Here is a 21,988-nt window from a genome sequence, read left to right as displayed (position 1 = left end):
ACCGGGCCGCGAAATGGTCGTGGTCAGAAACGAACAAGGACAAGTCGTGATGCGTGTTTTCGTTACCGGAGCGACCGGATTCGTCGGTTCTGCCATCGTTCAAGAACTCATCGGCGCCGGCCATCAGGTGCTCGGCCTCGCCCGCTCGGAGGCGTCGGCCAAGTCGCTCGCCGCCACTGGAGCCGAGGTGCATCGAGGCGACCTCGAAGACGTGGAGAGCCTGCGCAGGGGCGCGGCAGCCGCCGATGCGGTTATCCACACCGGGTTCAACCATGACTTCTCGAAGTTCGCGCAAAACTGCGAGATGGACCGGCGTGCCATCGAGGTGATGGGCGGAGCGCTCGAAGGCTCCGAGCGCCTCCTGCTCGTCACCTCGGGGACCGCGCTCCAGGCGCGGGCCCGTATCGCGACGGAGCAAGATGCGCCTGTCCCCTCGTCCGCTTCCTATCCCCGCGCCTCCGAAGCGACAGCCGCCGCGCTGGCGGCACGCGGGGTGCGCGCATCGGTTGTCCGCCTTCCTCCGTCGGTCCATGGCCAGGGCGACCACGCCTTTGTTCCTATTCTCATCGACCTCGCTCGCAGGAAGGGCGTGTCGGCCTATATCGGCGAAGGGCTCAATCGCTGGCCTGCCGTGCATCGGTTCGATGCCGCCCGCGTCTACCGGCTTGCGCTCGAGCATGGAGCCGGTGGCGGGCGATATCACGCGATCGCCGAAGAAGGCGTGCCGTTCAAGGACATCGCCGGCGTGATAGGCCGTCGCCTGAACGTGCCGATCGTCGCCAAGTCCGCCGAAGAAGCCGCCGATCATTTTGGCTGGTTCGCGATGTTCGCGGCGATGGATGTCCCGACCTCGAGCGAACGGACTCGCGCGCTGCTGGGGTGGCAGCCGAGCGGACCTGGGCTGATCGCTGATATCGACCAGCCGGGCTATTTCGAAGGCTGAACAGACCACGTCGGGCTACAAACCTAGCCCAATTGCCCCAGCACCGGAAAATTCTCGAGCAGCCAATATGACATCGTCTGCACGCCGCCGGTCAGGAAAAACACGCCGGCGACCACCAGCAGCGCGCCGATGGCTTTTTCGACGCGGCCGAGATGGACGCGGAATTTCGAGAGAAAGCGCATGAAGGCGCCGGAAAACAGCGCAGCGATCAGGAACGGAATACCGAGGCCGAGCGAGTAGGCGGCAAGCAGCAGCGCGCCCTCGCCCACCGTCTCGCGGCCGCCGGCAAGCGTCAGGATCGGCCCCAGCACCGGGCCGATACAGGGTGTCCAGCCAAAGGCGAAGGCCAAGCCCATGACGTAAGCGGCGATCAGGCTGGCCGGCTTGCCTTGCGACTGGAAGCGCGCCTCGCGTGAAAGCAAAGGGATACGCAGTACGCCGAGGAAATTCAGCCCCATCAGGATGATCAGCACACCGGCCACCATTGCCAGCGGCTCCTGCCAGACCCGTAACAAATGGCCGATGGTCGAGGCGCCAGCGCCGAGTGCGACGAAGACGGTCGAGAAGCCGAGCACGAAGGCGATGGAGGAATTAACCAGCGCGCCTCGCGCACCGGCCTTTGCCGTAATGCCGGCTTCGCCGCGGAAATCGTCGACGGACACGCCGGCCATATAGCACAGGTAAGGCGGCACCAGTGGCAGCACGCAGGGGGACAGGAACGAAATTGCTCCCGCCCCGATCGCACTGACATAGCCGACGTCCAACGCCATTTCCGTCTCCCGATGACTGCGCAGCATATAGCCGCGACAACAGCCGTCCGCCAATCACCATCGCGTGGCCCCATCACATTGGGTAGCAAGTCGACGCCCTCGCCTGGTTCAATGGAGAACAGCGCGGGAAGAAAGGGCAGCCAAGCAGCGTTGATCAGAAGAAGCCGCGGCTCCGCGCGCTTTTCGAACATTCAGGGAGAGGTCCATGAAAACGATCGCAATTGGCATGGCGGCGCTTTTGCTCGGCACTGCCGGATCCTTCGCCGCCGAGGCGTGGAAGGAAGCGGAGGTCGGCGGCACCAAGATCTACACCGACGCCAGCGGCATGACGCTCTACACCTACGACAAGGACGAGGCCGGCAAGTCGAACTGTTACGACAAATGCGCCGCCAATTGGCCGCCGCTGAAGGCTGACGCCAACGCCAAGGCCGAGGGCGAATGGACGATCGTCGACCGCACCGACGGCACCAGGATGTGGGCCTACGAAGGCAAGCCGCTCTACACGTTCATCAAGGACAAGAAGGCCGGCGACGTCACCGGCGAGGGCGTCGGCGGCGTCTGGCATATCGCCAAGGCCGACTAAGCCTTGAGCTTCTGATCCGCTGTAACAGGCGGTAACACGGCTGGTCGCTGGGAGCTTGACCCAACCGCCCCGGCGGCCAACTTTTCAGCACGCCAATTCCTTGCAACTATCCGGGCAAATGCCGGGCTACTGATTGCGCGCGTCACAGCATCTGTTCAAGCGGGGCTGGCGCGTGCTCGATGTTTCTCTTATATCCGCGGGAGAATTTGTCCCGTTCTCCAGGATCAATTGCCGGGTTTGTCCAGCGATAGGCTGCTCATTTCCCTTGTCCAGGATTGCGGAAATCGCATGGCGCGCCGTTGGGTTGCGCATTCGGTGCAGGGCCGCATTTTGACTGCTTGGCCTTGACCGGATGCAAAAGCGCGGCCATGTGAGCGACACATTGAACGAGATTTCGTCGCGCGCAGCGGAATTCTTCTGCCGCATCACAACTGATATGAGACCGTATGGACGTCGTCGTCGTCGAATCGCCGGCCAAGGCGAAGACAATCAACAAGTACCTCGGCAAGAACTACAAGGTTCTGGCTTCGTTCGGCCATGTCCGCGATCTGCCGGCCAAGGACGGCTCGGTGCGTCCGGATGAGGACTTTGCCATGTCCTGGGCCGTCGACACCGCGTCTGGAAAGCGTCTCGCCGATATCGCCAAGGCGGTCAAGGACGCCGACGGGCTGATCCTCGCCACCGATCCGGACCGCGAGGGCGAAGCGATCTCCTGGCATGTCCTGGAAGTGCTGAAGCAAAAGCGAGCACTGAAGGACAAGCCGGTCAGCCGCGTCGTCTTCAACGCCATCACCAAGGCGTCGGTGCTGGAGGCGATGGCCAATCCCCGCCAGATCGATGCGCCGCTGGTCGATGCCTATCTCGCCCGCCGTGCGCTCGACTATCTGGTCGGCTTCACGCTGTCGCCCGTGCTGTGGCGCAAACTGCCCGGCGCCCGGTCCGCCGGCCGTGTCCAGTCGGTGGCGCTGCGTCTGGTCTGCGACCGCGAATCCGAAATCGAGCGCTTCATCCGCGAGGAATACTGGCAGGTCGCCGCCATTCTCGGCACGCCACGCAAGGAAAATTTCGAGGCGCGGCTGACCGCCTTCGAGCGCAAGAAGCTGCAAAAGCTCGACATTTCCAACAAGGCGCAGGCCGACGACATCAAGGCGATGCTCGAAGGCGCCAGCTTCAAGGCGGCGTCGGTCGAAGCCAAGCCGACCAAGCGCAATCCCGGGCCGCCCTTCACCACCTCGACGCTGCAGCAGGCAGCCTCGTCGGGTCTCGGCTTTTCGGCCAACCGCACCATGCAGGTGGCGCAGCGGCTCTATGAGGGCATGGAGATCGGCGGTGAGACCACTGGCCTGATCACCTATATGCGGACCGACGGCGTGCAGATGGCACCGGAGGCGATCTCTGCCGCACGCGATGCGATCGCCAAGGAATTCGGTGCCAAATACCTGCCTGAAAAGCCGCGCTACTATTCCGCCAAGGCCAAGAATGCCCAGGAGGCGCACGAAGCGATCCGTCCGACCGATTTCATGCGCACGCCGGCTTCCGTCAGGCAGTATCTCGACCCCGACCAGGCGCGGCTTTACGAGATGATCTGGAAACGCGCCATCGCCAGCCAGATGCAGCCGGCCGAGATAGAGCGCACCACGGTCGAGATCGAGGCCATCAACGGTTCGCGTACCGCCGAGCTTCGTGCTGTCGGCTCCGTTGTTCGCTTCGACGGCTTCCTTGCTGCCTACATCGAGCAAAAGGAAGAAGATTCGGAAGACGAGGAAAGCCGCCGCCTGCCCGAGATCCGTGCCGGCGAGCAGCTCACACGCGAGGCGATCAACGCCACCCAGCACACCACCGAGCCGCCGCCGCGTTATTCGGAAGCTTCGCTGATCAAGAAGCTGGAAGAGCTGGGCATCGGCCGGCCGTCGACCTATACGGCGATCCTGAAGACGCTCGAGGATCGCGATTACGTCACCATCGACAAGCGCAAGCTGGTGCCACAGGCCAAGGGCCGGCTATTGTCAGCCTTCCTCGAAAGCTTCTTCGAGCGTTATGTCGAGTACGACTTCACCGCATCGCTCGAGGAGAAACTCGATGAAATCTCCGACGGCAAGCTCGCCTGGAAGGACGTGCTGCGCGATTTCTGGAAGGATTTTTCCGGCGCCGTCGCCGACATCAAGGAGCTGCGGGTCACCGACGTCCTCGATGCGTTGAACGAGGAACTGGCGCCGCTGGTGTTTCCCGCGCGCGAAGACGGTTCGAACCCGCGCATCTGTCCGAAATGCGGCACCGGCAACCTGTCGCTGAAGCTCGGCAAGTTCGGCGCCTTCGTCGGCTGTTCGAACTATCCCGAATGCTCCTTCACCCGCCAGCTTGGCGACGCCGCCAATCCCAATGGCGAGAACGGCGGTGGCGAAGACGGCACCAAATTGCTCGGCAAGGACCCCTATACCGCCGAGGAGATCACGCTGCGCAATGGCCGGTTCGGCCCCTATATCCAGCGCGGCGACGGCAAGGATGCCAAGCGCTCCAGCCTGCCCAAGGGCTGGACTGCCGATTCGATCGATCATGAAAAGGCGCTCGCCTTGTTGTCGCTGCCGCGCGACGTCGGCAAGCATCCGGAATCCGGCAAGATGATTTCGGCCGGGCTGGGGCGCTACGGGCCGTTCGTGCTGCATGACGGCACCTACGCCAATCTCGACAGCATCGAGGACGTGTTCTCGATCGGCCTCAATCGCGCCGTCTCGGTGATCGCCGAGAAGCAATTGAAGAGCAAAGGCGGCCGCAATGGCGGCACAGCCGCTGCGCTCAAGGAACTTGGCGAGCATCCTTCCGGCGGCGGCAAGATCGTCGTGCGCGACGGCAAATACGGGCCTTATGTGAATTTCGGCAAGGTCAATGCGACGCTGCCGAAGGGCAAGGATCCGCAATCGGTGACGATCGACGATGCCGTGGCGCTCATTGCGGAAAAGGAAGCCAAGGGCGGCAATGGCGCCAGGAAGCCCTTCCGCAAAGCGGCCGCGCCTGCCAAGAAACCGGCTGCAGCCAAAAAACCGGCGGCCAGGAAAAAGGGATAGGACGGGTTGGCGCGCAAAGTCTCCGGAAGAAGCCACGGCGATCTGCGCACCGCCGATACCCGCGCCAAGGTCAGGGACAATTACCGGCCGTCACGCGACGAGATACTGCGTTACATCGCCGAAAATCCGGACCGCGCCGGAAAACGCGACATCGCCAAGGCGTTTGCGCTACGCGGCGAAGACCGTATCTGGCTGAAGGACGTCTTGCGCGACCTGCAGGATGAAGGCCTGCTGACCAAGGAGCGCAAGCGGCTCGCCCGTGTCGGCGCCCTGCCCCACGTCGCGGTGCTCGACATCTTCGGCCGTGACGCCGACGGTGTGCTGCTGGCGCACCCGACCGAAGCGATCGGCAATGGCGAACCTCCGGTCATAGCGATCCGCGTGTCGCGCGGCGGCAATGGGCCGACGCCTGGTATCGGCGACCGCGTGCTGGCCAAGACCTTTCCGACCGACGACCCGGCAGGCCCCGCCTATACCGGCCGGGTTATGAAGATATTCGAGAAGCGCACCGATGCGGTTCTCGGCGTTTTTCGCGTGCTGAAGGACGGCACGTTCCGCATCGAGCCGGTGGAAAGGCGCCAACCGGAGCTGGTCGTCGACAAGGAATTCCAGAACGGCGCCAAGAACGGCGACCTGGTCGAGGTCGAGCCGGCGCGGGCCTCCCGCTACGGGCTGCCGAGAGCCAAGGTTCTGGCGGTGTTGGGCTCGCTGACTAGCGAAAAGGCGGTCTCGATGATCGCCATTCACGCACACGACATTCCGCATATTTTTCCCGCCGACGTCATCGCCGAGGCGGAGGCGGTCAAGCCGGCGACGCTTGCCGGCCGCGAGGATTGGCGCGAGCTGCCGCTGCTCACCATCGATCCGGCCGACGCCAAGGATCATGATGACGCGGTGTTCGCCATGCCCGACACCGACGAGAAGAACGCCGGCGGCGTGGTTGTCACCGTCGCCATTGCCGATGTCGCTGCATACGTGCGCTATGGCACGGCGCTCGATCGCGAAGCGCTGAAGCGCGGCAATTCTGTCTATTTCCCCGACCGCGTCGTGCCGATGCTGCCGGAGCGCATCTCGAACGACCTCTGTTCACTGCGCGAGGGCCAGGATCGTCCGGCGATAGCGGTGCGGATGACTTTCTCGGCCGATGGCCACAAACTCAGACACTCGTTCCATCGCGTCATGATGAAGTCGGCGGCGAAACTCGCTTATCAGCAGGCGCAAGCGGCGATCGACGGCGCACCGGACGACACGACTGGCCCGATCCTCGATGCGGTGCTGAAGCCGCTATGGGACGCCTACACGATCCTGAAGCGCGGCCGCGACACGCGCCAGCCGCTTGAACTCGATCTGCCCGAGCGCAAGATCCTGCTCAAGCAGGACGGCACCGTCGACAAGGTCGTCGTGCCGGAGCGGCTCGACGCGCACAAGCTGATCGAAGAGTTCATGATCCAGGCCAATGTCGCCGCCGCCGAGACACTCGAGGCGAAGCGGCAGGCGCTGGTCTACCGCATCCACGATGCGCCTTCGCTTGCCAAGCAGGAATCGCTGCGTGAATTCCTGCAGACGCTCGGCCTGTCGCTGGCGCGCGGCGCGCAGATGCGGCCGAACCAGTTCAACGGCATCCTCGCTCGCGTGCGCGGCGCCGACAATGAGGGATTGGTCAACGAAGTGGTGCTGCGCTCGCAGAGCCAGGCCGAATATTCGCCCGCCAATATCGGCCATTTCGGCCTCAACCTGAAGCGCTACGCGCATTTCACCTCGCCGATCCGTCGCTATGCCGACCTGATCGTGCATCGTGGGCTGATTGCCGCACTCGGCCTTGGTCCGGGGGGCCTGACGCAGGACGAGGCGGAGCGGCTGGAAGAGGTCTCGGCGCTGATTTCGGCGACCGAGCGGCGCGCGATGGCCGCCGAGCGCGACACGGTCGACCGCCTGATCGCCGCCTATCTCGCCGAGCGCATCGACGACCGCTTCGACGCCCGCATCTCGGGCGTCACCAAATCGGGCCTGTTTGTCCAATTGCCGCAGTATGGCGCGGATGGCTTCATTCCGGTTTCAACCCTGGGCGGCGACTACTATATATACGACGAAACTGCTCGATCGCTTTTCGGAGAACGCACCGGCAAGGGCTATCAGCTTGCTGATCGCGTCGAGGTTCGCCTGATCGAGGTGGCGCCGATGGCCGGCGCGATGCGTTTCGAGATGCTGACCGAGCCAAAGCCGCTGCCCGGCTCCAAACGGTCGTTCCACAAGGCCAAAGGCCGCGCCCGGGCGTCGCAATCGCGTCCAGGCTCCCGCGGCAGGAGACGGTAATGCCAACAGAACTGCAGGTGGAAGAACGGGTTTTCGGCGGCGAACATCACTCGGGCCGGACCGCCCGGCCGCTATGGACGGCAATGAAGCGCGGCATGCTCGGCCGCTGCCCGCATTGCGGTGAGGGCAAGCTGTTTCGCGCCTTCGTCAAGACCGTCGACAAATGCGATCATTGCGGCGAGGAGCTCCACCACCATCGCGCCGACGACCTGCCGGCCTATCTTGTGGTGGTCATTGTCGGCCACATCGTGCTTGGCGCTTTCATGGGTGTCGAGGCGACCTCGACGCTGTCGACCTGGCAGCACATCGCCATCTGGGTGCCATTGACCATCATTCTCGCCGTCGTCCTGCTGCAGCCAGTCAAGGGCGCTGTCATCGGCTTGCAATGGGCGTTTTATATGCACGGCTTTGGCGGTGACGAAGATCTGATCGAGTCGCATCCCGAGGCTTGAAACCGAGGCTGGCGCAATCGGCATGGCTGGACGCCACTTTCGCATCGGAGAAGATTCCGCTAGGTCGAGCGCATGGTTGTGACCAAGGCGGAAGTCGACAAGGTCGAGCGGGTCCCGCTCGACGCCAAGCCTATACGCCCGCGCGACGCCGCGACGCTGATCCTGCTCGACCGCAAGGGCGACGAGTTCCTGGTGCTGATGGGCCGCCGCCACGCCCGTCATGCCTTCATGCCGGGAAAATTCGTGTTTCCGGGCGGCCGCACCGATCCGGCCGACAGCCACATCCCGACAGCCACCGCACTTCATCCCGACGAAGAAGCGAGATTGACCGCTGGCATCGGCCGCACCAGCCCGGTCCGCGCCCGCGCCATTGCCCTGTCGGCAATCCGCGAAACCTATGAGGAGGCCGGCCTGCTGATCGGCCAAAAAGGGGTCTTCGCAACCGCCAAGCGCGACTGGCAGGGCTTTGTCGAGCACGGCGTCATCCCATCACTGCAAGCGCTGCGCTTCGTCGCACGCGCCATCACCCCGCCCAACCGGGTGCGCCGGTTCGATACGCGCTTTCTCGGCGCATGGCGCGACGATGTCGCCGTGGAACTGCCGGATGGCGGTCCGACCAACGAATTGGAGGACGTCGTTTGGCTGCCGCTGGCCAAGGCCAGGCAAGCAGATATCCCAGACATCACGCGCACGGTCCTGGAGGGACTGGAAACCCGCCTCGCCCAGGATCCGCTGCTGAGCCCCGGCGGTCGCGTGCCGTTCTACCGGCTTGTCCGCAATCGCTTCGTCCGCGAAATTCTCTAGAGCAGCCAGGCATTCCATGACAGTCGACATCCAGCCGCAGGGCAAGGAACGCGTACACTGGCTGCCGATGGTCGCGGCGATCTCGTCGATCAGCGTCGTCGGCATTGCCATCGGCCTCGGCATGCCGCTGCTCAGCGTGATTCTTGAAACGCGCGGCCACTCCGCGTCGATGATCGGCCTCAACACCGCGGTCGCCGGCCTCGCCTCGATCGCCGGCGCACCGCTCGCCACTCCGCTTGCCATGCGGTTCGGGGTCGCCTGGACAATGCTTGCCATGATTGCGGCCGGAGCGCTGGCCTTTGTCGGTTTCCATTTCGCGCCAGCTTTCTGGATGTGGTTTCCGCTGCGGGTCCTGCTGCATATCGCGCTGACGGTGCTGTTCATCCTGTCGGAATTCTGGATCAGCACCTCGGCACCGCCACACCGGCGCGGACTGGTCCTCGGCATCTATGCCACCGTGCTGTCTCTCGGCTTTGCCGCCGGGCCTTGGCTGTTCGCCCACCTTGGCAGCAGCGGTTTCCTCCCTTTCGGCGTCACCATCGCGCTGGTTACGCTGGCTGCCATACCGGTGCTGGCGGCACGCAACGAGAGCCCGACGATCGTCTCGGACGGCGAAACCAGCAATTTCCTGCGTTATATCTGGCTGGTGCCGACGGCGACCGCCGCCGTGCTGGTATTCGGCGCGGTCGAGACCGGCGGCTTTGCGCTGTTCCCCGTCTATGGTAGCCGCATCGGCTACTCAGAGGCGGACGCAGCCCTTTTGCTCACCATGATCGGCCTCGGCAACGTGCTGCTTCAGATCCCGATCGGCATGATCAGCGACCGCGTCAGCGACCGCCGCTATTTGCTTATGGCCTGTGCCACCGTCGGGCTTGCCGGCACAATCTTCATGCCGTTCTTCGCGCAGAACTGGCATTTGATGGCAGCGCTTCTGTTCGTCTGGGGCGGTGTGGTCGCTGCTATGTACACAATCGGCCTGGCGCATCTCGGCTCGCAGCTTTCCGGCCATGAATTGGCCTCCGCCAACGCCGCCTTCGTGCTCTGCTACGGCGTCGGCATGGTGCTTGGCCCGCAGGCAATCGGCATCGGCATGGACGCTTTCGGGCCGTCGGGCTTCGGTTGGGCGCTCGGCCTGTTCTTCGCCTGCTATATCGTGCTGGTCGGCACCAGGCTGCTCCGCAAAATCCTCTGAGTCGGTCCAGCTTCCGACATCGCTCCCACTGCTGACCAACTACTGACATAACCATGTCAGGAGGGCTCGAGTATATGCTCCCCCAAAGTGCATAAGCAGGGAGACCTCGGATGATCGATAGTGGCTTTGAAACGAAATCGCTGCGGATGGAATTGCTGCTGCTGGTGACCTTTCAGGCACCGGCAGCTGATGTCGATCGCATCATGGAAGCGGTGGTCGCGATCGCGCCGCTCAGAATGGGCAAATATGACAGCAATGCCTTTCAGTCGGCGGACGGCATCGAACGCTACCGGCCGCTTGAAGGCGCCGCCGCCGGCGCCGAGACGGAATTGCGAAGGCGGCCTGGGACTGTCGAAGTGTCGTTCGAACTGCCCGATGATCAGAAGCTCGCCGCTCGCGTCGTCGAAGCGATTTACCAGGTTCACAGCTATCAGGAGCCGGTGATCCGCATTCAGCCACTGCTTGCCAGCCGCTCCAAGGGTCTCGACGACCGCAACAACCCGAACCGCTGGTGGAACACGACGGGCGATTGGAAGAAGGTGTTGCCAGTCACGGAAGACGCATGAGCCTGGACAAGGGTTGACTTTCCGGGCGCGTTCTTTATGTGTCGCGGCAAGTTTCCCGCGTCCGGGTGTTTCCCGTGCTCCAGCGGCCAAAACTCCACGAACATTAACGGACGAACATCATGGCCAAAGCCGCAAACATCAAGATCAAGCTTCTGTCGACCGCCGACACCGGTTTCTTCTACGTGACCAGCAAGAACAGCCGCACCAAGACGGACAAGCTGTCGTTCCGCAAATACGACCCGGTCGCCAAGAAGCACGTCGAATTCAAGGAAACCAAGATCAAGTAATCGGGTTTCTCTCGCAGTACTGAAACGCCGCCTTCCGGGCGGCGTTTTTCGTTTCGGGAATTCAGGACTAGAGCATTTTGCAGCCAAATGGAATCATTTGGCGTCCGCATAAATGCGGCAAAACAGATAGTTAGAGCGAGTTACCGGTTCCAAGAGAACCGGAACCGCTCTAGTCGATGCGATCGCCGCTTGCCGGATCGAACAGATGCAGCGACGCCGGATCAGCCGACAGGCGCACGCCTTCACCCGGTTTCACGCTGGCCCGGCCCATGGCAAACACGCAGACCTGCTGGCCGGCAAGCCTGGTATAGAACTGGGTCGACAAGCCGAGCGGCTCCACCACGCCCACCTTGCCTTTCAGCGCGCCATTGTCGGCGAGCCGGATATGCTCGGGCCGCAAGCCTACGGTGATCGCATCGCCATCCCTGAGCGGCAGGCCGTCGGGCAGCCTCAGCTTCTGGCCGTCGGCCAGGATGGCATCCGGCCCGGCGCCCTTTTCAACCACGGCAGGCAGAAAATTCATGCCGGGCGAGCCGATGAACCCGGCGACGAACATGTTGACCGGCCGGTCGTACAGATCGAGCGGCGCGCCGACCTGCTGGACGAGGCCGTCATGCATGACGACGATACGGTCGGCCATTGTCATCGCTTCGGTCTGGTCATGGGTGACATAGACCGAAGTGGTCCTCAATTGCTGGTGCAGCGCCTTTATCTCGGCACGCATGTGGACGCGCAGCTTGGCGTCGAGGTTCGAAAGCGGCTCGTCGAAGAGAAAGACCTTCGGGTCGCGCACGATGGCCCGCCCCATGGCGACGCGCTGGCGCTGGCCGCCGGACAATTGCCGCGGCAGGCGTTGCAGAAGGGCATCGAGCCCGAGCCGCTTGGCGGCGGCGTCCACCCTTGCTTCGATAGCTGGCTTGCCGGCCTTCCTCAGCATCAGGCTGAAGCCCATGTTCTTCGACACGTCCATATGCGGATAGAGCGCGTATGACTGAAACACCATGGCGATGTCGCGGTCCTTTGGCGCAATGTCGTTAACCAGGCGCTCGCCAATATGGATCTCGCCGCCGGAGACCTCCTCCAGCCCGGCGATCATGCGCAGCAGGGTCGATTTCCCGCAGCCGGACGGGCCGACCAGGACCACGAACTCGCCGTCGGCGATTTCGAGATCGACCGCGTGCAGGACGCGCACGGCTCCATAGTCTTTGCGGACTTTGTCGAGTGTGACGGAGGCCATCGATCTATCCCTTGACGGCGCCGGCGGTAAGGCCGGTGACGAGGTAACGTTGCAGGAAGGCAAAGAAGAAGCAGACGGGGATCAGCGCCAGGATGGAAGCCGCCATCATTTGTCCCCAGTCGACCGCGAATTTGCCGATGTAGGTGAGCAAGCCGACCGCGAAAGTCTTCTGCTCGTCGCTGGAAATCAGCATCAGCGCAAACAGCAACTCGCTCCACGCGGCGGTAAAGACGAAGCCAAGCGTCGCCCCCATGCCGGGCAGCGTCAGCGGCACGATCACCTTGCGCATCGCCTGCAGGCGCGTGCAGCCGTCGATCATCGCTGCCTCTTCCAGGTCTCGCGGGATGCCGTCGAAGAACGACTGCATCAGGAAGGTTGCAAAGGCTGTATTGAAGGCGGTGTAGATGATGACGAGGCCGGTCAGGCTGTTGATGAGACCGATCTGCCCCATGATGCGGTAGATCGGCGGAATGACCATGACCAGCGGAAAAGTCTGGGTGAGCAAAAGCAGGATAGCCAGGGTCGCCTTGCCGCGGAACGAAAAACGCGACATGGCGTAGCCGGCAAGCGTGGCAATGACCGTTACGAAGGCAGCCGTCGACACCGAAACGATAACGCTGTTTAGGAAATAGCGCGGAAAATCGGTGGCTTCGAGCACGGTGACGAAGTTCTGCAGCGTCGTTTGCGACGGCCAGAAAGTGATGCCTTCGGAATAGAGCAGCCGCTCCGGCGTGACCGAGATCTTCAACGTCCAGAAGATCGGGAACAGCGCGAAGGCCATGTAGGCGCCGATCGCGCCGTAAAGGCCGATGCCGCCGAGAACGCGCGAGGAGACGGAGCGTCCGGCAATCATCAGACGTGCCTTACCAGCGAACGGCGGATGCCAATCAGCGCAACCGCATAGACGATGAGCAGCACAAGCAGCAGCACCGCCACAGCGGAGGCATAGCCCTTGTCCAGCGACTTGAACGCGCTGACGTAGATATAGACCGGCACCGTGGCCGTCGAACCGGCAGGCCCGCCTTCGGTCATGACGAAGATCAGGTCGGCGAAGGTGGCGATCCATATCGTGCGCAGCATGACGGTAATGACGATGGTCGGCGCCAGGAACGGCAGCGTCACCTTGGTAAAGCGTTGCCACGGCGAGGCGCCGTCGATGGCCGCCGCCTCATGCAGTTCTGACGGGATCGACTTTAACGCCGCCAAAAGCGTGATGGCAAAAAAGGGAATGCCGAACCAGACATTGGCGACGATCGGTCCCCACATGGCTGTCGAGGGATCGGAGAGCACGTTGGTTGGCTCGGTTTTCAGCCCCGAGGCGTAGAGCCAATGCGGCAGCGGCCCGATGATCGGGTTGAACAGCCAGGCCCAGGTCAGGCCCGAGAGGAAGGACGGCACCGCCCAGGGCAGGAACACCACCGCCTGCACGATCTTTCTGCCCCGGAACGGCGTGTCTAGCAGCAGCGCCAGGCCAAGGCCGAGGAAAAACTGGAAGAACAGGCTGGCTGCCGTCCACCACAGCGTGTTGACGAGCGCCTGCCCGAGCACGGGATCCGACAGCATCGCCTGATACTGCCCAAGTCCGACATATTCGGATTTGAAAGCGGAGAATTTGCGGAACGAGTAACCGATACCGATAACCAGCGGCACCAGCAGCACAACGACCAGCAGCACGATCGCCGGGCTGAGATAGAGCCAGGGCTCGATTGCGGCATGGGATAGCCGCTTTTTTCGCGGCCTGCCGACGGATCGTATTTCGGACACGGCGTAGGTCATGGGTGCTGGATCGTCTCCTGGGGCAAGCATGGGCTGGCGACAGCGCCTCTCCCGTTTACGGGGAGATGCCGGTCCACCCTCCGCCGCTGCAGCGCAGCTGCTGCGGAGGACGGGCAGGCAGATGAGAGGCAACACGAGCCACGACGGGTTGGCGCCGCCCCTCATCTGTCACTTTTTGACACCTTCTCCGCGTGAACGGGGAGAAGGGAGGAAAGCTATTTCTTGTTCTTGGCCATCCAGTCCTGCTGTTCCTTGGTCAGGAACTTGGCCCATTCGTCGGCCACGTCCTTTGCCGCCTTCTGACCAAGCAGCACTTCCTGAAAATTCTTGATCGCCACCTGGTCGACGAAATTGCCGAGATTTTCCAGATGCGTCGGAGGCGTCACCATCTCGTATTTGTCGCCGTTGTTCAGTTCCTCGAACCAGCCTTTGAACTGCTCGGTCCTGAAGTGAGCGTCCTGGTCGGCGCCGTTGTGGATTGGAATGACGCCGACTTCCTTTGCCCATTCCAGATTGTCCTTGGGCGACAAAAGCGTTGCCATCAGCTTCCAGGCATCGTCCTTGTGCTGGGAATTGGCGAACATCGCCCAGCCGGCATAACCGAGCGTCGGATAGGATTTGCCGCTCGGCCCGACTGGCATCGGCGCCACGGCGAAGTCGTCGGCGCTCATCTTGTCGGCGATGCCGAGCAGCGCGTCGGGATCCTGGTTCAGCATGGCGCAGGTGCCGCTATAGAACCCGGTGACGGTCTCGTTGAAACCCCAGCTCACCGCGTCTTTCGGCGCCAGGCCGTTCTTGTACATGTCGGCGAGCATCTGCAGGCCCTTGACCGACCCTTCCTCGTTGATGGTCGAGGTGCCGTCCTCGTTGAAATAGCCGCCCTTGCCGGCGGCAATGTTCATGAACATGTGCATGCCGTTGAAGGCGCCAGGGCCGCCGCGCAGGCAGTAGCCGTACTTGCCTGGTATCGCGGAGATCTTCTTGGAGTCCTCGACGAACTCGTCGAGCGTCGCCGGCGGACCGTCCAGACCAGCCTCCTTGAACAGCTTCTTGTTCCAGAACAGCGCGTTCAGGTAATAGCCGTAAGGGATCATGTACTGCTTGTTGTCGACCGTCGAGCCGAACTGCTTGGCACGCTCGCCCAGCGTTTTGGCATCATCCCATTTGGCCATGTATGGCCCGAGATCCTCGAGCTGGCCGTTGGTCGCATAGAGGCCCATCCAGCGTTCCGGCATCTCGACGATGTCGGGCGTGTCGCCGGCCTGCACCATGGTAAGGAACTTCTCGAACGCCTGGCCCCAGGGCAGCGATACCAGCTCGACCTTGACACCCGGATTGGCCGCCTCGAACTCGGCGATCTGTTTCTTGAGGAATTCGGTACGCGGCGGGCTGGTGATGACCTCGACCATCTTGACCGTGGAATCGGCCAGCACGCTGCCGGCGGAAATCGCCAGACCTGCGACGGCACCAAGAAGGATGCTCAGTTTTTTCATGTTCAGCACTCCCATTTTGAACGGCTCCATTTATCTTTTTGCTTTGTCGAACGCCTGGGCAACGTCAGCCCACAGGCCTTCGACACTTTCCAATCCGACACTGAACCGGATGGTTCGCGGGCTGACGCCGAAGCGCGCCATCGAATTCAGGCCCGGCGTCTGCTCGAGCGAGGCCTTTGCTGGAACGACCAGGCTCTCATGGCCGCCCCAGCTGACGCCGATGCGAAAGAGTTTCAGCGCATCGACGAAAGCCGGGATGTCGACGTCTTCCGTCACCTCGAATGAGAACAGCCCGGCATAGCCGGCAAGCGTCGCCTTGCCCGGATGGTTGGAATAGGCCGGGTGGTTGACCCGCTCGACATGGCCATGCGCTTTCAGCCGTTCGGCGATGGTCAGCCCGCTCTTCATGTGATGCGGCAACCGCAGCGGCAATGTGCGCAGCCCGCGCAGCAACAGCCAGGCCTCGAAAGGCGAAAGTTTGCCGCCGAGGTAGGAATAGGTCTGCTCGTTGATATGTCGGATATGGGCAGCCGAACCGGCCACCACACCGGCGACGGTATCGCTGTGGCCGCCGAGGTATTTCGAGGCCGAATGCAGCACCAGGTCGACCCCGTGCGAAATCGGCTTCTGGAACACCGGCGTCGCCCAGGAATTGTCGATCGTGGTGACGATGCCCTGCTCTTTGGCCAGCCGCGCCAGGTGGGTTATGTCCTGGAGCTCGAACATCATCGACGTCGGGCTTTCCAGGTAGAGCAGCTTGGCGCCGGGAAGTGCCGCGGCGACCGCGTCCGGATCGGAACCGTCGACATAGTCGACCTTGATGTTGAGCCGTGGCAAAAGCCGTTCGAACAGCCGGTAGGCATCGCCGTAGCAATTGCGCACGACAACCATGCGCTCGCCGGCACCGACGAAAGCAAGCACCGTGGCGCTGATCGCCGCCATGCCGCTGGAAAAGCCGCGCGCGGCCTCCGCGCCTTCGAGAGCGGCGACACGCGCCTCGAACTCCATGACCGTCGGGTTGTCGCCGCGCGAATAGATCGGCTGGCGTCGCCTGCCGGCGAATGTATCGGCCATCTCCGAATAATTGGAGAAGGTGAAGAGCGAAGTCTGGTAGATCGGCGGCACCACGGCACCGCCGGGGAAAGGTTCGTCATGGGCGAGAAGCGTCGCCGCCTCGGCGAGATAGTCGTTTTCGAAACCGGCGGGATGATCGCTCATTTCTGGCCTGAAAGTTCGAGTTTGGCCGCGCCGCGCTTCAGATCGTCCTCGACGGTGGCGATCAGCTTGAGCGCCTCGGCCCGGGCCCCCTCCGGATCGTGCGCGGCAATGCGTTCGTAGATGGTGCGGTGGTAAGGAAAGCTGGCGTGGCCGAAATCACGCACGCCGAGCGGATGCTCCCAGAAACGGTGGAACAGTTCGTGCATGGCGGCGATGATCTGCTCGAAGAGCGGATTGCCGGAACTGCGGTAGATCGACTGGTGGAATTCCCAGTCCTCCTCCGCCGACATCCCTGCGCGGGTGTGGAAGGCCTGCTCCATAATGTCGAGCTTGCGCGCGATCTCGGCGATCTCGGCCTGGTCCGCGCGAATGGCGCACAGGGCAGCGGCTTCCGCTTCCAGTGCCCGGCGGATTTCCAGCGTCTGCATCAGGCTGGTGAAATCATTGCCGCCGGCCAGCGTCAGCGGCATGTGCAGCATGTCCAGCGAGACCACTCCCTTGAGATAGGTGCCGCTGCCTTGCCGCCGTTCGACCAGGCCGAGCCCTTCCCAGCGCGTCAGCGCCTCGCGCACGGTGTTGCGGCTCACCTTGAGGCGCTCGGCCAGGATGCGTTCGGTCGGCAGTCTCTGGCCGGGCCCGAGAGCTTCCCGCATTACAAAGCCGGCCAGCGCCTTGAGCACCGCGTCGTCGCGAGCAGTTGCCTGTATGGGGGAAAGGCCGAATTCGGTCATGCCAACGGGTCACCAAATGGCTCAATGGTCCAACCAATTTCTGCATAGAAGACAGGCCCTGTCAACCGACTGCGGGCGCATACGCTCTGCCCAGCCGGCTATTTCAAAGGGCGCTGTCGCTACCGCAACAAAACCAAAGCGTTTTCCGGGTCTTGGCGCAGAATCCTGATGTGTTTTGAAATTGGGGGCCGGCCGGCGTTTGGCAGCGGTACGAGGAGGCCACTATGTGCCAGCGCCGGCCAGCCGACCCCACGGACCCAGGAGATGCGGCGGACCTGAGCATCATGGGGTATTCTTTGGGTCGAACCGGCGATCTAGACCTCGTGCCGGTTACGTCTAAGGGCTGCACATTTGCGCAACAACTTATGAAAATCAACAGTTTCTTAACCAAGCCTCGCAACTCGCTTGGATTAAGGTAAATTCGTAACCTTGTCGGGTTGACTGGCTAATTCGTCTATGGTGCTACGCCGCCTTGGCGACGACGCGATTGCGGCCGCCGCTCTTGGCCTCATAGAGCGCAAGGTCGGCCCGTTTCATCAGCGCCGCGACCGTGTCCATGCCTTTCAGCACCGACGACACGCCGACGCTGACGGTGACTTCGATCGCTTTGCCCTCGCTGCCAACGGCAAACGGCAGTTGGGCGATTTCGGCGCGAATGCGTTCGGCGACCTTTTCGGCTACCGCGCCGTCCGTGTCCGGCATCACCACCACGAACTCCTCGCCACCGAAGCGGCAGGCTAGATCGATGCCGCGCACATTCTTGCGCAGCCGCCGCGCGAATTCGCGCAGCACGTCGTCGCCGCCGTCATGGCCGTACACGTCGTTGATGCTCTTGAAGCGGTCCAGATCGGTGATCATCACCGACAGCGGCCGGCGCCGTGCCACGGCGCGGTCGAACAGCGTCTGCAGATGGCTGTCGAGATAGCGGCGGTTGTGCAGGCCGGTCAGTGCATCGGTCACCGCCATCTCGATGGTCTGGGTGACGCTGGCGCGAAGCTGGTCGTTGTAGCGCTTGCGGCGCACCTGCGTACGCAGCCGCGCGGTCAGCTCCTGCTGGTCGATCGGCCGCATCAGATAATCGTTGATGCCGAGTTCGAGGCCGCGGATGATACGCCCCTCCTCGCCCTCATCCGCCAGAAGGATGATTGGCAGGAAACGAGTGCGATCGAGCGAGCGCAATTGCGAGCAGAGCCTCAGCGGGTCGAAATCGGCGAAGGCCGTCGAGATCATCACGCATTCGTAGGGCAGCTCGGCGGCCTGGAAGAAGCCGGCATGCGGATCGTTGGCGACGTCGAGAGCGGCACTGCCGCGCAGCATCTTCTGGATGCGCTCGAACGAGGATTTGCGCTCGTCGACCAGGAGCACCTTCGGCACCGCGTCGTCGGTAGCGAAGTTGCGGCTCAAAAGCTCCTCGATGCCGATATTGCGTGTCGTCGAGGCGCGCAGCCGCAGCTCGTCGGTGAGCGACTTCAGCCTGACCAGGCTCTTGACGCGCGTCATCAACTGCAGATCGTTGACCGGCTTGGTCAAAAAATCGTCGGCGCCGGCCTCGAGGCCGCGCACCCGGTCCGAAACCTGGTCGAGCGCGGTGATCATCACGACCGGGATGTGCGATGTCGCCGGGTCGCCCTTCAGCCGCCGGCAAACCTCGAAGCCGTCCATATCGGGCATCATCACGTCGAGCAGCACGACATCGACCTTGCCGTTCTCGCAGATCTCGATCGCGTCCGGCCCGTTGGTGGCGGTCAGAACCTCGAAATATTCGGCGAGCAGCCGAACCTCCAGCAGCCTGACATTGGCTGGGATGTCGTCGACGACGAGGATCCGCGCGGTCATTTCACAAAAGCTCCGGCTCGGCTGGAAAAATACATCAGGCATCGCCCAGATAGGATTTGATGGTTTCGATGAAACGCGGCACCGAGATCGGCTTGGAGATATAGGCTTCGCAGCCGCCCTGGCGGATGCGCTCCTCATCGCCCTTCATCGCGAAGGCGGTGACCGCAATGACCGGGATGACGTGGAGATCATCGTCCTCCTTCAGCCATTTGGTGACCTCGAGGCCCGATACTTCCGGCAGCTGGATGTCCATCAGGATGAGGTCCGGCCTGTGCTGCCGCGCCAGATCCAGCGCTTCCAGGCCGTTGCGTGTGCGCACCGTCTCGTAGCCGCTCGCTTCGATGAGGTCGCGAAAGAGCTTCATGTTGAGCTCGTTGTCTTCGACGATCATAACCTTCTTTGGCATCGATTTCCCGTCCCGGCCGGCCTTCCACTCGAAGGGTGCCGTCATGCGGCCCTTGTCGGCACGCACCAATCCTGTTCCCACTATACGGCAATATGATTGACGAAACGGAAACCGGCCGCCCTAAAAGCGTTCGGATTCCAGGTCGGCGAGCTTGCTGCCGGCGACACTTGCCACTACTGCGAAAACAGAACGATTCCGCCCATGAAGGAAGGTAGCGATGGCAAACGCAGCGTCAATGCGCGAGGAAGCGGAAACGATTGCCGTAAAGGCGCTGGGCTTCGTCGCCGCCGATCCGGAACTTCTCCCCCGCTTCCTGGCGATCACCGGCATCGAAGCTCATTCCATCCGCCAGGCGGCGGGTGAACCGGGATTCCTGGCCGGCGTGCTGCAGTTCATCCTTGCCCACGAGCCGACGCTGATGCGTTTTTCCGAGGAGACCGGAACGCCGCCCGCCGCAATTGGTAAGGCATTGCGGGCGTTGCCGCTCGGCGACGACAATCATGAGCGTTCGATATAAGGGACGATCCCGAGACAGATCGCCGCGCCGAAAATCGTGAGTGCACTCGGGCTTTGACGCCAGCCGCGTGGAGAGCAATTCCAGGAAAGCGTGAAACGGTTTTCCGTCTGGAATTGCGCAAAAACAAAGACATGGAGCGGATCGGCGTTTTCGTGAAACGATGAACCGCTCCAACCTCGGCATTTAGGGTTTCAACTTCGCCCCTGCCCCGCCATCGTCATTCTCGCCCGAGCCATGATCCGGAACGGTAACATCGCTTGGGTCCATCATGGGGTTGTCCTGAACGGCATCGGCCGGCTTCAGCATGGCACCGTTGACCGTGACCGAGCCGTCTGCCTTGGCGTTGATGATCCATTCCAGTCGACCATCCGGCAGTGCCTTGCCGAACCCTTTGACGGCGAGTGCGAACGGAAAATACTGTGCCGCTTCCGGTTCGGTCTTGGCCGCAGTCTGCAGAGCCTCCACGATCTTGTCATAGCCCGCGACATCGATGGTCATGCTCGCCTCGGGCTTCTTGCCGGGGAACGTCATTTCACCTTCCATCGCAATCTCGATGTTGCCGTTCTTGATCGTGCTGTGTCCGAGAACGGCCTTTGGCGTCTTGGCCAGGAAATCGGCGAAGATCTGCTTGCCGAAATCTGCCGGCAGCTCCTTGCTGAAATCAAGGGTTTCGATGGTTTTCTTCGCCATGCTGTCCAGATCGATGTTGGTGCCGCCGAAGTTGAGGTCGATATCGGTCGGCAGCAACGCAACGCTCCAGCTGGGCAGCACCTGCTGTGGCATTGTCAGGCCGGAAACCTTGAACGCGTAGTTGATCTTGCCGTCCTTGGCGATGCCGTCCATGCCGACGGCGGTCTTCAGTTGCGTCGCACCGAACTTGCCTACCGGGCTCTCGACCACAAAGTCATTGAAGCCGTAGGTGCCGTCGATCCGCTCCCACAATGGCAGTGCTGCCGTCAGAAGCGATTTGAACTCCGCCCCATCCGCCTTGAATTTGGCTGCATCATCAGTCGCCACGATGAAAGCAAGCAGGTCGAGCAGCGGCTTTGTCCGCAAACCCTTGCCGGTCGCGTCCACGGAAAGTTCAGGCGCTTTTACAGCAGCCGGAAAACTCAACCCATTTTTGGGATCGTTGACTTTGATGGTTTCGGCGAAGTTCGTTATTTTTTCCGTCACCGTGAAATCGATGCCGCCATTTGCGGATTTGGTCGAAACTATTGCGGCAGTGCCAGCGCCGACCGTGACATCCGCCTGCTGCTTAGGCTCTCGGGTGGTCATCGTCATGCCAGCCATCGAACCGGTTGCGCTCGCGAAAGCAGCCAGGTCGGGGTCATAAACTCCGGTGAACTTGTTGTCCGACACGGAGAAGTCGATGTGCTGCGCCCCCTCAGGGCCAACGAAATCGATAGACCCCTTCGGGGACACGTCCGCCGAAACGTCCCAGTGTCCATCCTTGCGTGGCTTGACCAAGATGAAGTAAGGCGTGACGTCGAACTTGAAGGCCTGCTGTTTTGCCATCAAATCCGTGACCGGCTTGAAGTCGAAAGCGAGCTTGTAGGCATCGCCGTCGACTGAAATTTTCACGAACCCAATGTCGAACGGCTTCTTGCCGATATAGTGCGCCAGATTCTCGGAAAGCTGCTTCGCGCCCTGCTCATCAACGGTTTGGCCGAGGGCGGGTGCGCTGAGCGCGAGAACAAAGACGACTGGCAGGACACGGTTCACGCTCATTCTCCGTTGGGCCATTGGAATTATCTGCACTTTCTCATTTCGTAGGAAATTACCACCCCAACCGCAAGGCG

The 21,988-nt window shown here is 62.2% G+C and carries 20 protein-coding genes; 10 read left to right on the top strand and 10 right to left on the bottom strand.

The window, feature by feature from the left end; translation table 11 throughout:
- The first annotated feature begins 49 nt into the window (after positions 1-49).
- Positions 50-943, top strand: a complete 894-nt coding sequence (locus NMG46_RS25380; protein ID WP_254820151.1) for an SDR family oxidoreductase — start codon at positions 50-52, stop codon at positions 941-943.
- A gap of 23 nt (positions 944-966) precedes the next feature.
- On the opposite strand, the gene NMG46_RS25375 is transcribed toward NMG46_RS25380, so the two are convergent.
- Entirely contained in the window at positions 967-1,713 is a 747-nt protein-coding gene (locus NMG46_RS25375; RefSeq protein ID WP_254820150.1) for a cytochrome c biogenesis CcdA family protein, read from the bottom strand.
- 205 nt (positions 1,714-1,918) lie between these two features.
- On the opposite strand from NMG46_RS25375, the gene NMG46_RS25370 reads away from it, so the two are divergent.
- The 8 genes from NMG46_RS25370 to rpmG all read left to right on the top strand — a co-directional run bounded on the left by NMG46_RS25370 (position 1,919) and on the right by rpmG (position 10,972).
- Positions 1,919-2,296 carry a hypothetical protein gene (locus NMG46_RS25370; RefSeq protein WP_254820149.1) on the top strand — a complete coding sequence of 126 codons (378 nt, stop codon included), beginning with the start codon at positions 1,919-1,921 and terminating at the stop codon, positions 2,294-2,296.
- Between the two features lie 446 nt (positions 2,297-2,742).
- A complete protein-coding gene (gene topA, locus NMG46_RS25365; RefSeq protein WP_254820148.1) occupies positions 2,743-5,358 on the top strand; it encodes a type I DNA topoisomerase in 2,616 nt (871 codons plus the stop codon).
- A gap of 42 nt (positions 5,359-5,400) precedes the next feature.
- Positions 5,401-7,671, top strand: coding sequence for a ribonuclease R (gene rnr / locus NMG46_RS25360; protein WP_254820182.1), 2,271 nt, complete (start codon positions 5,401-5,403; stop codon positions 7,669-7,671).
- Positions 7,671-8,123, top strand: a complete 453-nt coding sequence (locus NMG46_RS25355; RefSeq protein ID WP_254820147.1) for a DUF983 domain-containing protein — start codon at positions 7,671-7,673, stop codon at positions 8,121-8,123. The genes rnr and NMG46_RS25355 overlap by 1 nt, the downstream gene beginning before the upstream one ends.
- Before the next feature lie 72 nt (positions 8,124-8,195).
- Positions 8,196-8,927 (top strand): NUDIX hydrolase, encoded by a 732-nt coding sequence (locus tag NMG46_RS25350; RefSeq protein ID WP_254820146.1) that lies wholly within the window; start codon positions 8,196-8,198, stop codon positions 8,925-8,927.
- Between the two features lie 16 nt (positions 8,928-8,943).
- Positions 8,944-10,119, top strand: coding sequence for an MFS transporter (locus NMG46_RS25345; protein WP_254820145.1), 1,176 nt, complete (start codon positions 8,944-8,946; stop codon positions 10,117-10,119).
- Between the two features lie 110 nt (positions 10,120-10,229).
- The gene (locus tag NMG46_RS25340) at positions 10,230-10,685 is read left to right on the top strand and encodes a hypothetical protein (RefSeq protein ID WP_254820144.1); all 456 of its coding nucleotides are present in this window, start codon (positions 10,230-10,232) and stop codon (positions 10,683-10,685) included.
- A 119-nt stretch (positions 10,686-10,804) separates the two neighbouring features.
- Positions 10,805-10,972, top strand: coding sequence for a 50S ribosomal protein L33 (gene rpmG, locus NMG46_RS25335; RefSeq protein WP_006201775.1), 168 nt, complete (start codon positions 10,805-10,807; stop codon positions 10,970-10,972).
- A gap of 169 nt (positions 10,973-11,141) precedes the next feature.
- Here rpmG and NMG46_RS25330 read toward each other — a convergent pair whose 3' ends face one another.
- From NMG46_RS25330 to NMG46_RS25295, 8 genes are all read right to left on the bottom strand, one after another.
- Positions 11,142-12,209, bottom strand: coding sequence for an ABC transporter ATP-binding protein (locus NMG46_RS25330; protein WP_254820143.1), 1,068 nt, complete (start codon positions 12,207-12,209; stop codon positions 11,142-11,144).
- 4 nt (positions 12,210-12,213) lie between these two features.
- On the bottom strand, positions 12,214-13,062 hold the full coding sequence (locus NMG46_RS25325; protein ID WP_254820142.1) for a carbohydrate ABC transporter permease: 849 nt from the start codon (positions 13,060-13,062) through the stop codon (positions 12,214-12,216).
- Positions 13,062-13,985: a carbohydrate ABC transporter permease gene (locus NMG46_RS25320; RefSeq protein ID WP_254820141.1), complete on the bottom strand. Its 924-nt coding sequence runs from the start codon at positions 13,983-13,985 to the stop codon at positions 13,062-13,064. Before NMG46_RS25320 ends, NMG46_RS25325 begins: the two co-directional genes overlap by 1 nt.
- A 215-nt stretch (positions 13,986-14,200) precedes the next feature.
- A complete protein-coding gene (locus tag NMG46_RS25315) occupies positions 14,201-15,478 on the bottom strand; it encodes a sugar ABC transporter substrate-binding protein (protein ID WP_254820140.1) in 1,278 nt (425 codons plus the stop codon).
- Between the two features lie 30 nt (positions 15,479-15,508).
- Positions 15,509-16,696 (bottom strand): PLP-dependent transferase, encoded by a 1,188-nt coding sequence (locus NMG46_RS25310; protein WP_254820139.1) that lies wholly within the window; start codon positions 16,694-16,696, stop codon positions 15,509-15,511.
- Complete coding sequence (locus NMG46_RS25305) at positions 16,693-17,427, bottom strand: FadR/GntR family transcriptional regulator (protein ID WP_254820138.1); 735 nt, start codon at positions 17,425-17,427, stop codon at positions 16,693-16,695. Before NMG46_RS25305 ends, NMG46_RS25310 begins: the two co-directional genes overlap by 4 nt.
- Before the next feature lie 462 nt (positions 17,428-17,889).
- Positions 17,890-19,263: a PleD family two-component system response regulator gene (locus tag NMG46_RS25300; protein WP_254820137.1), complete on the bottom strand. Its 1,374-nt coding sequence runs from the start codon at positions 19,261-19,263 to the stop codon at positions 17,890-17,892.
- Between the two features lie 34 nt (positions 19,264-19,297).
- Complete coding sequence (locus NMG46_RS25295) at positions 19,298-19,669, bottom strand: response regulator (protein ID WP_006334976.1); 372 nt, start codon at positions 19,667-19,669, stop codon at positions 19,298-19,300.
- Between the two features lie 217 nt (positions 19,670-19,886).
- Here NMG46_RS25295 and NMG46_RS25290 point away from each other — a divergent pair, with 217 nt between their 5' ends.
- Complete coding sequence (locus tag NMG46_RS25290; protein ID WP_254820136.1) at positions 19,887-20,186, top strand: DUF3572 domain-containing protein; 300 nt, start codon at positions 19,887-19,889, stop codon at positions 20,184-20,186.
- A gap of 183 nt (positions 20,187-20,369) precedes the next feature.
- Here the strand turns inward: NMG46_RS25290 and NMG46_RS25285 are convergent, their stop codons facing one another.
- Positions 20,370-21,917, bottom strand: a complete 1,548-nt coding sequence (locus NMG46_RS25285; RefSeq protein ID WP_254820135.1) for a hypothetical protein — start codon at positions 21,915-21,917, stop codon at positions 20,370-20,372.
- Positions 21,918-21,988 lie beyond the last annotated feature (71 nt).

The organism is Mesorhizobium sp. LMG 17147, assembly GCF_024297145.1.
Lineage (GTDB): Bacteria > Pseudomonadota > Alphaproteobacteria > Rhizobiales > Rhizobiaceae > Mesorhizobium.
Note: the sequence above shows the minus strand (reverse complement) of the source record. Positions and strands in the feature narration are given on the sequence as shown.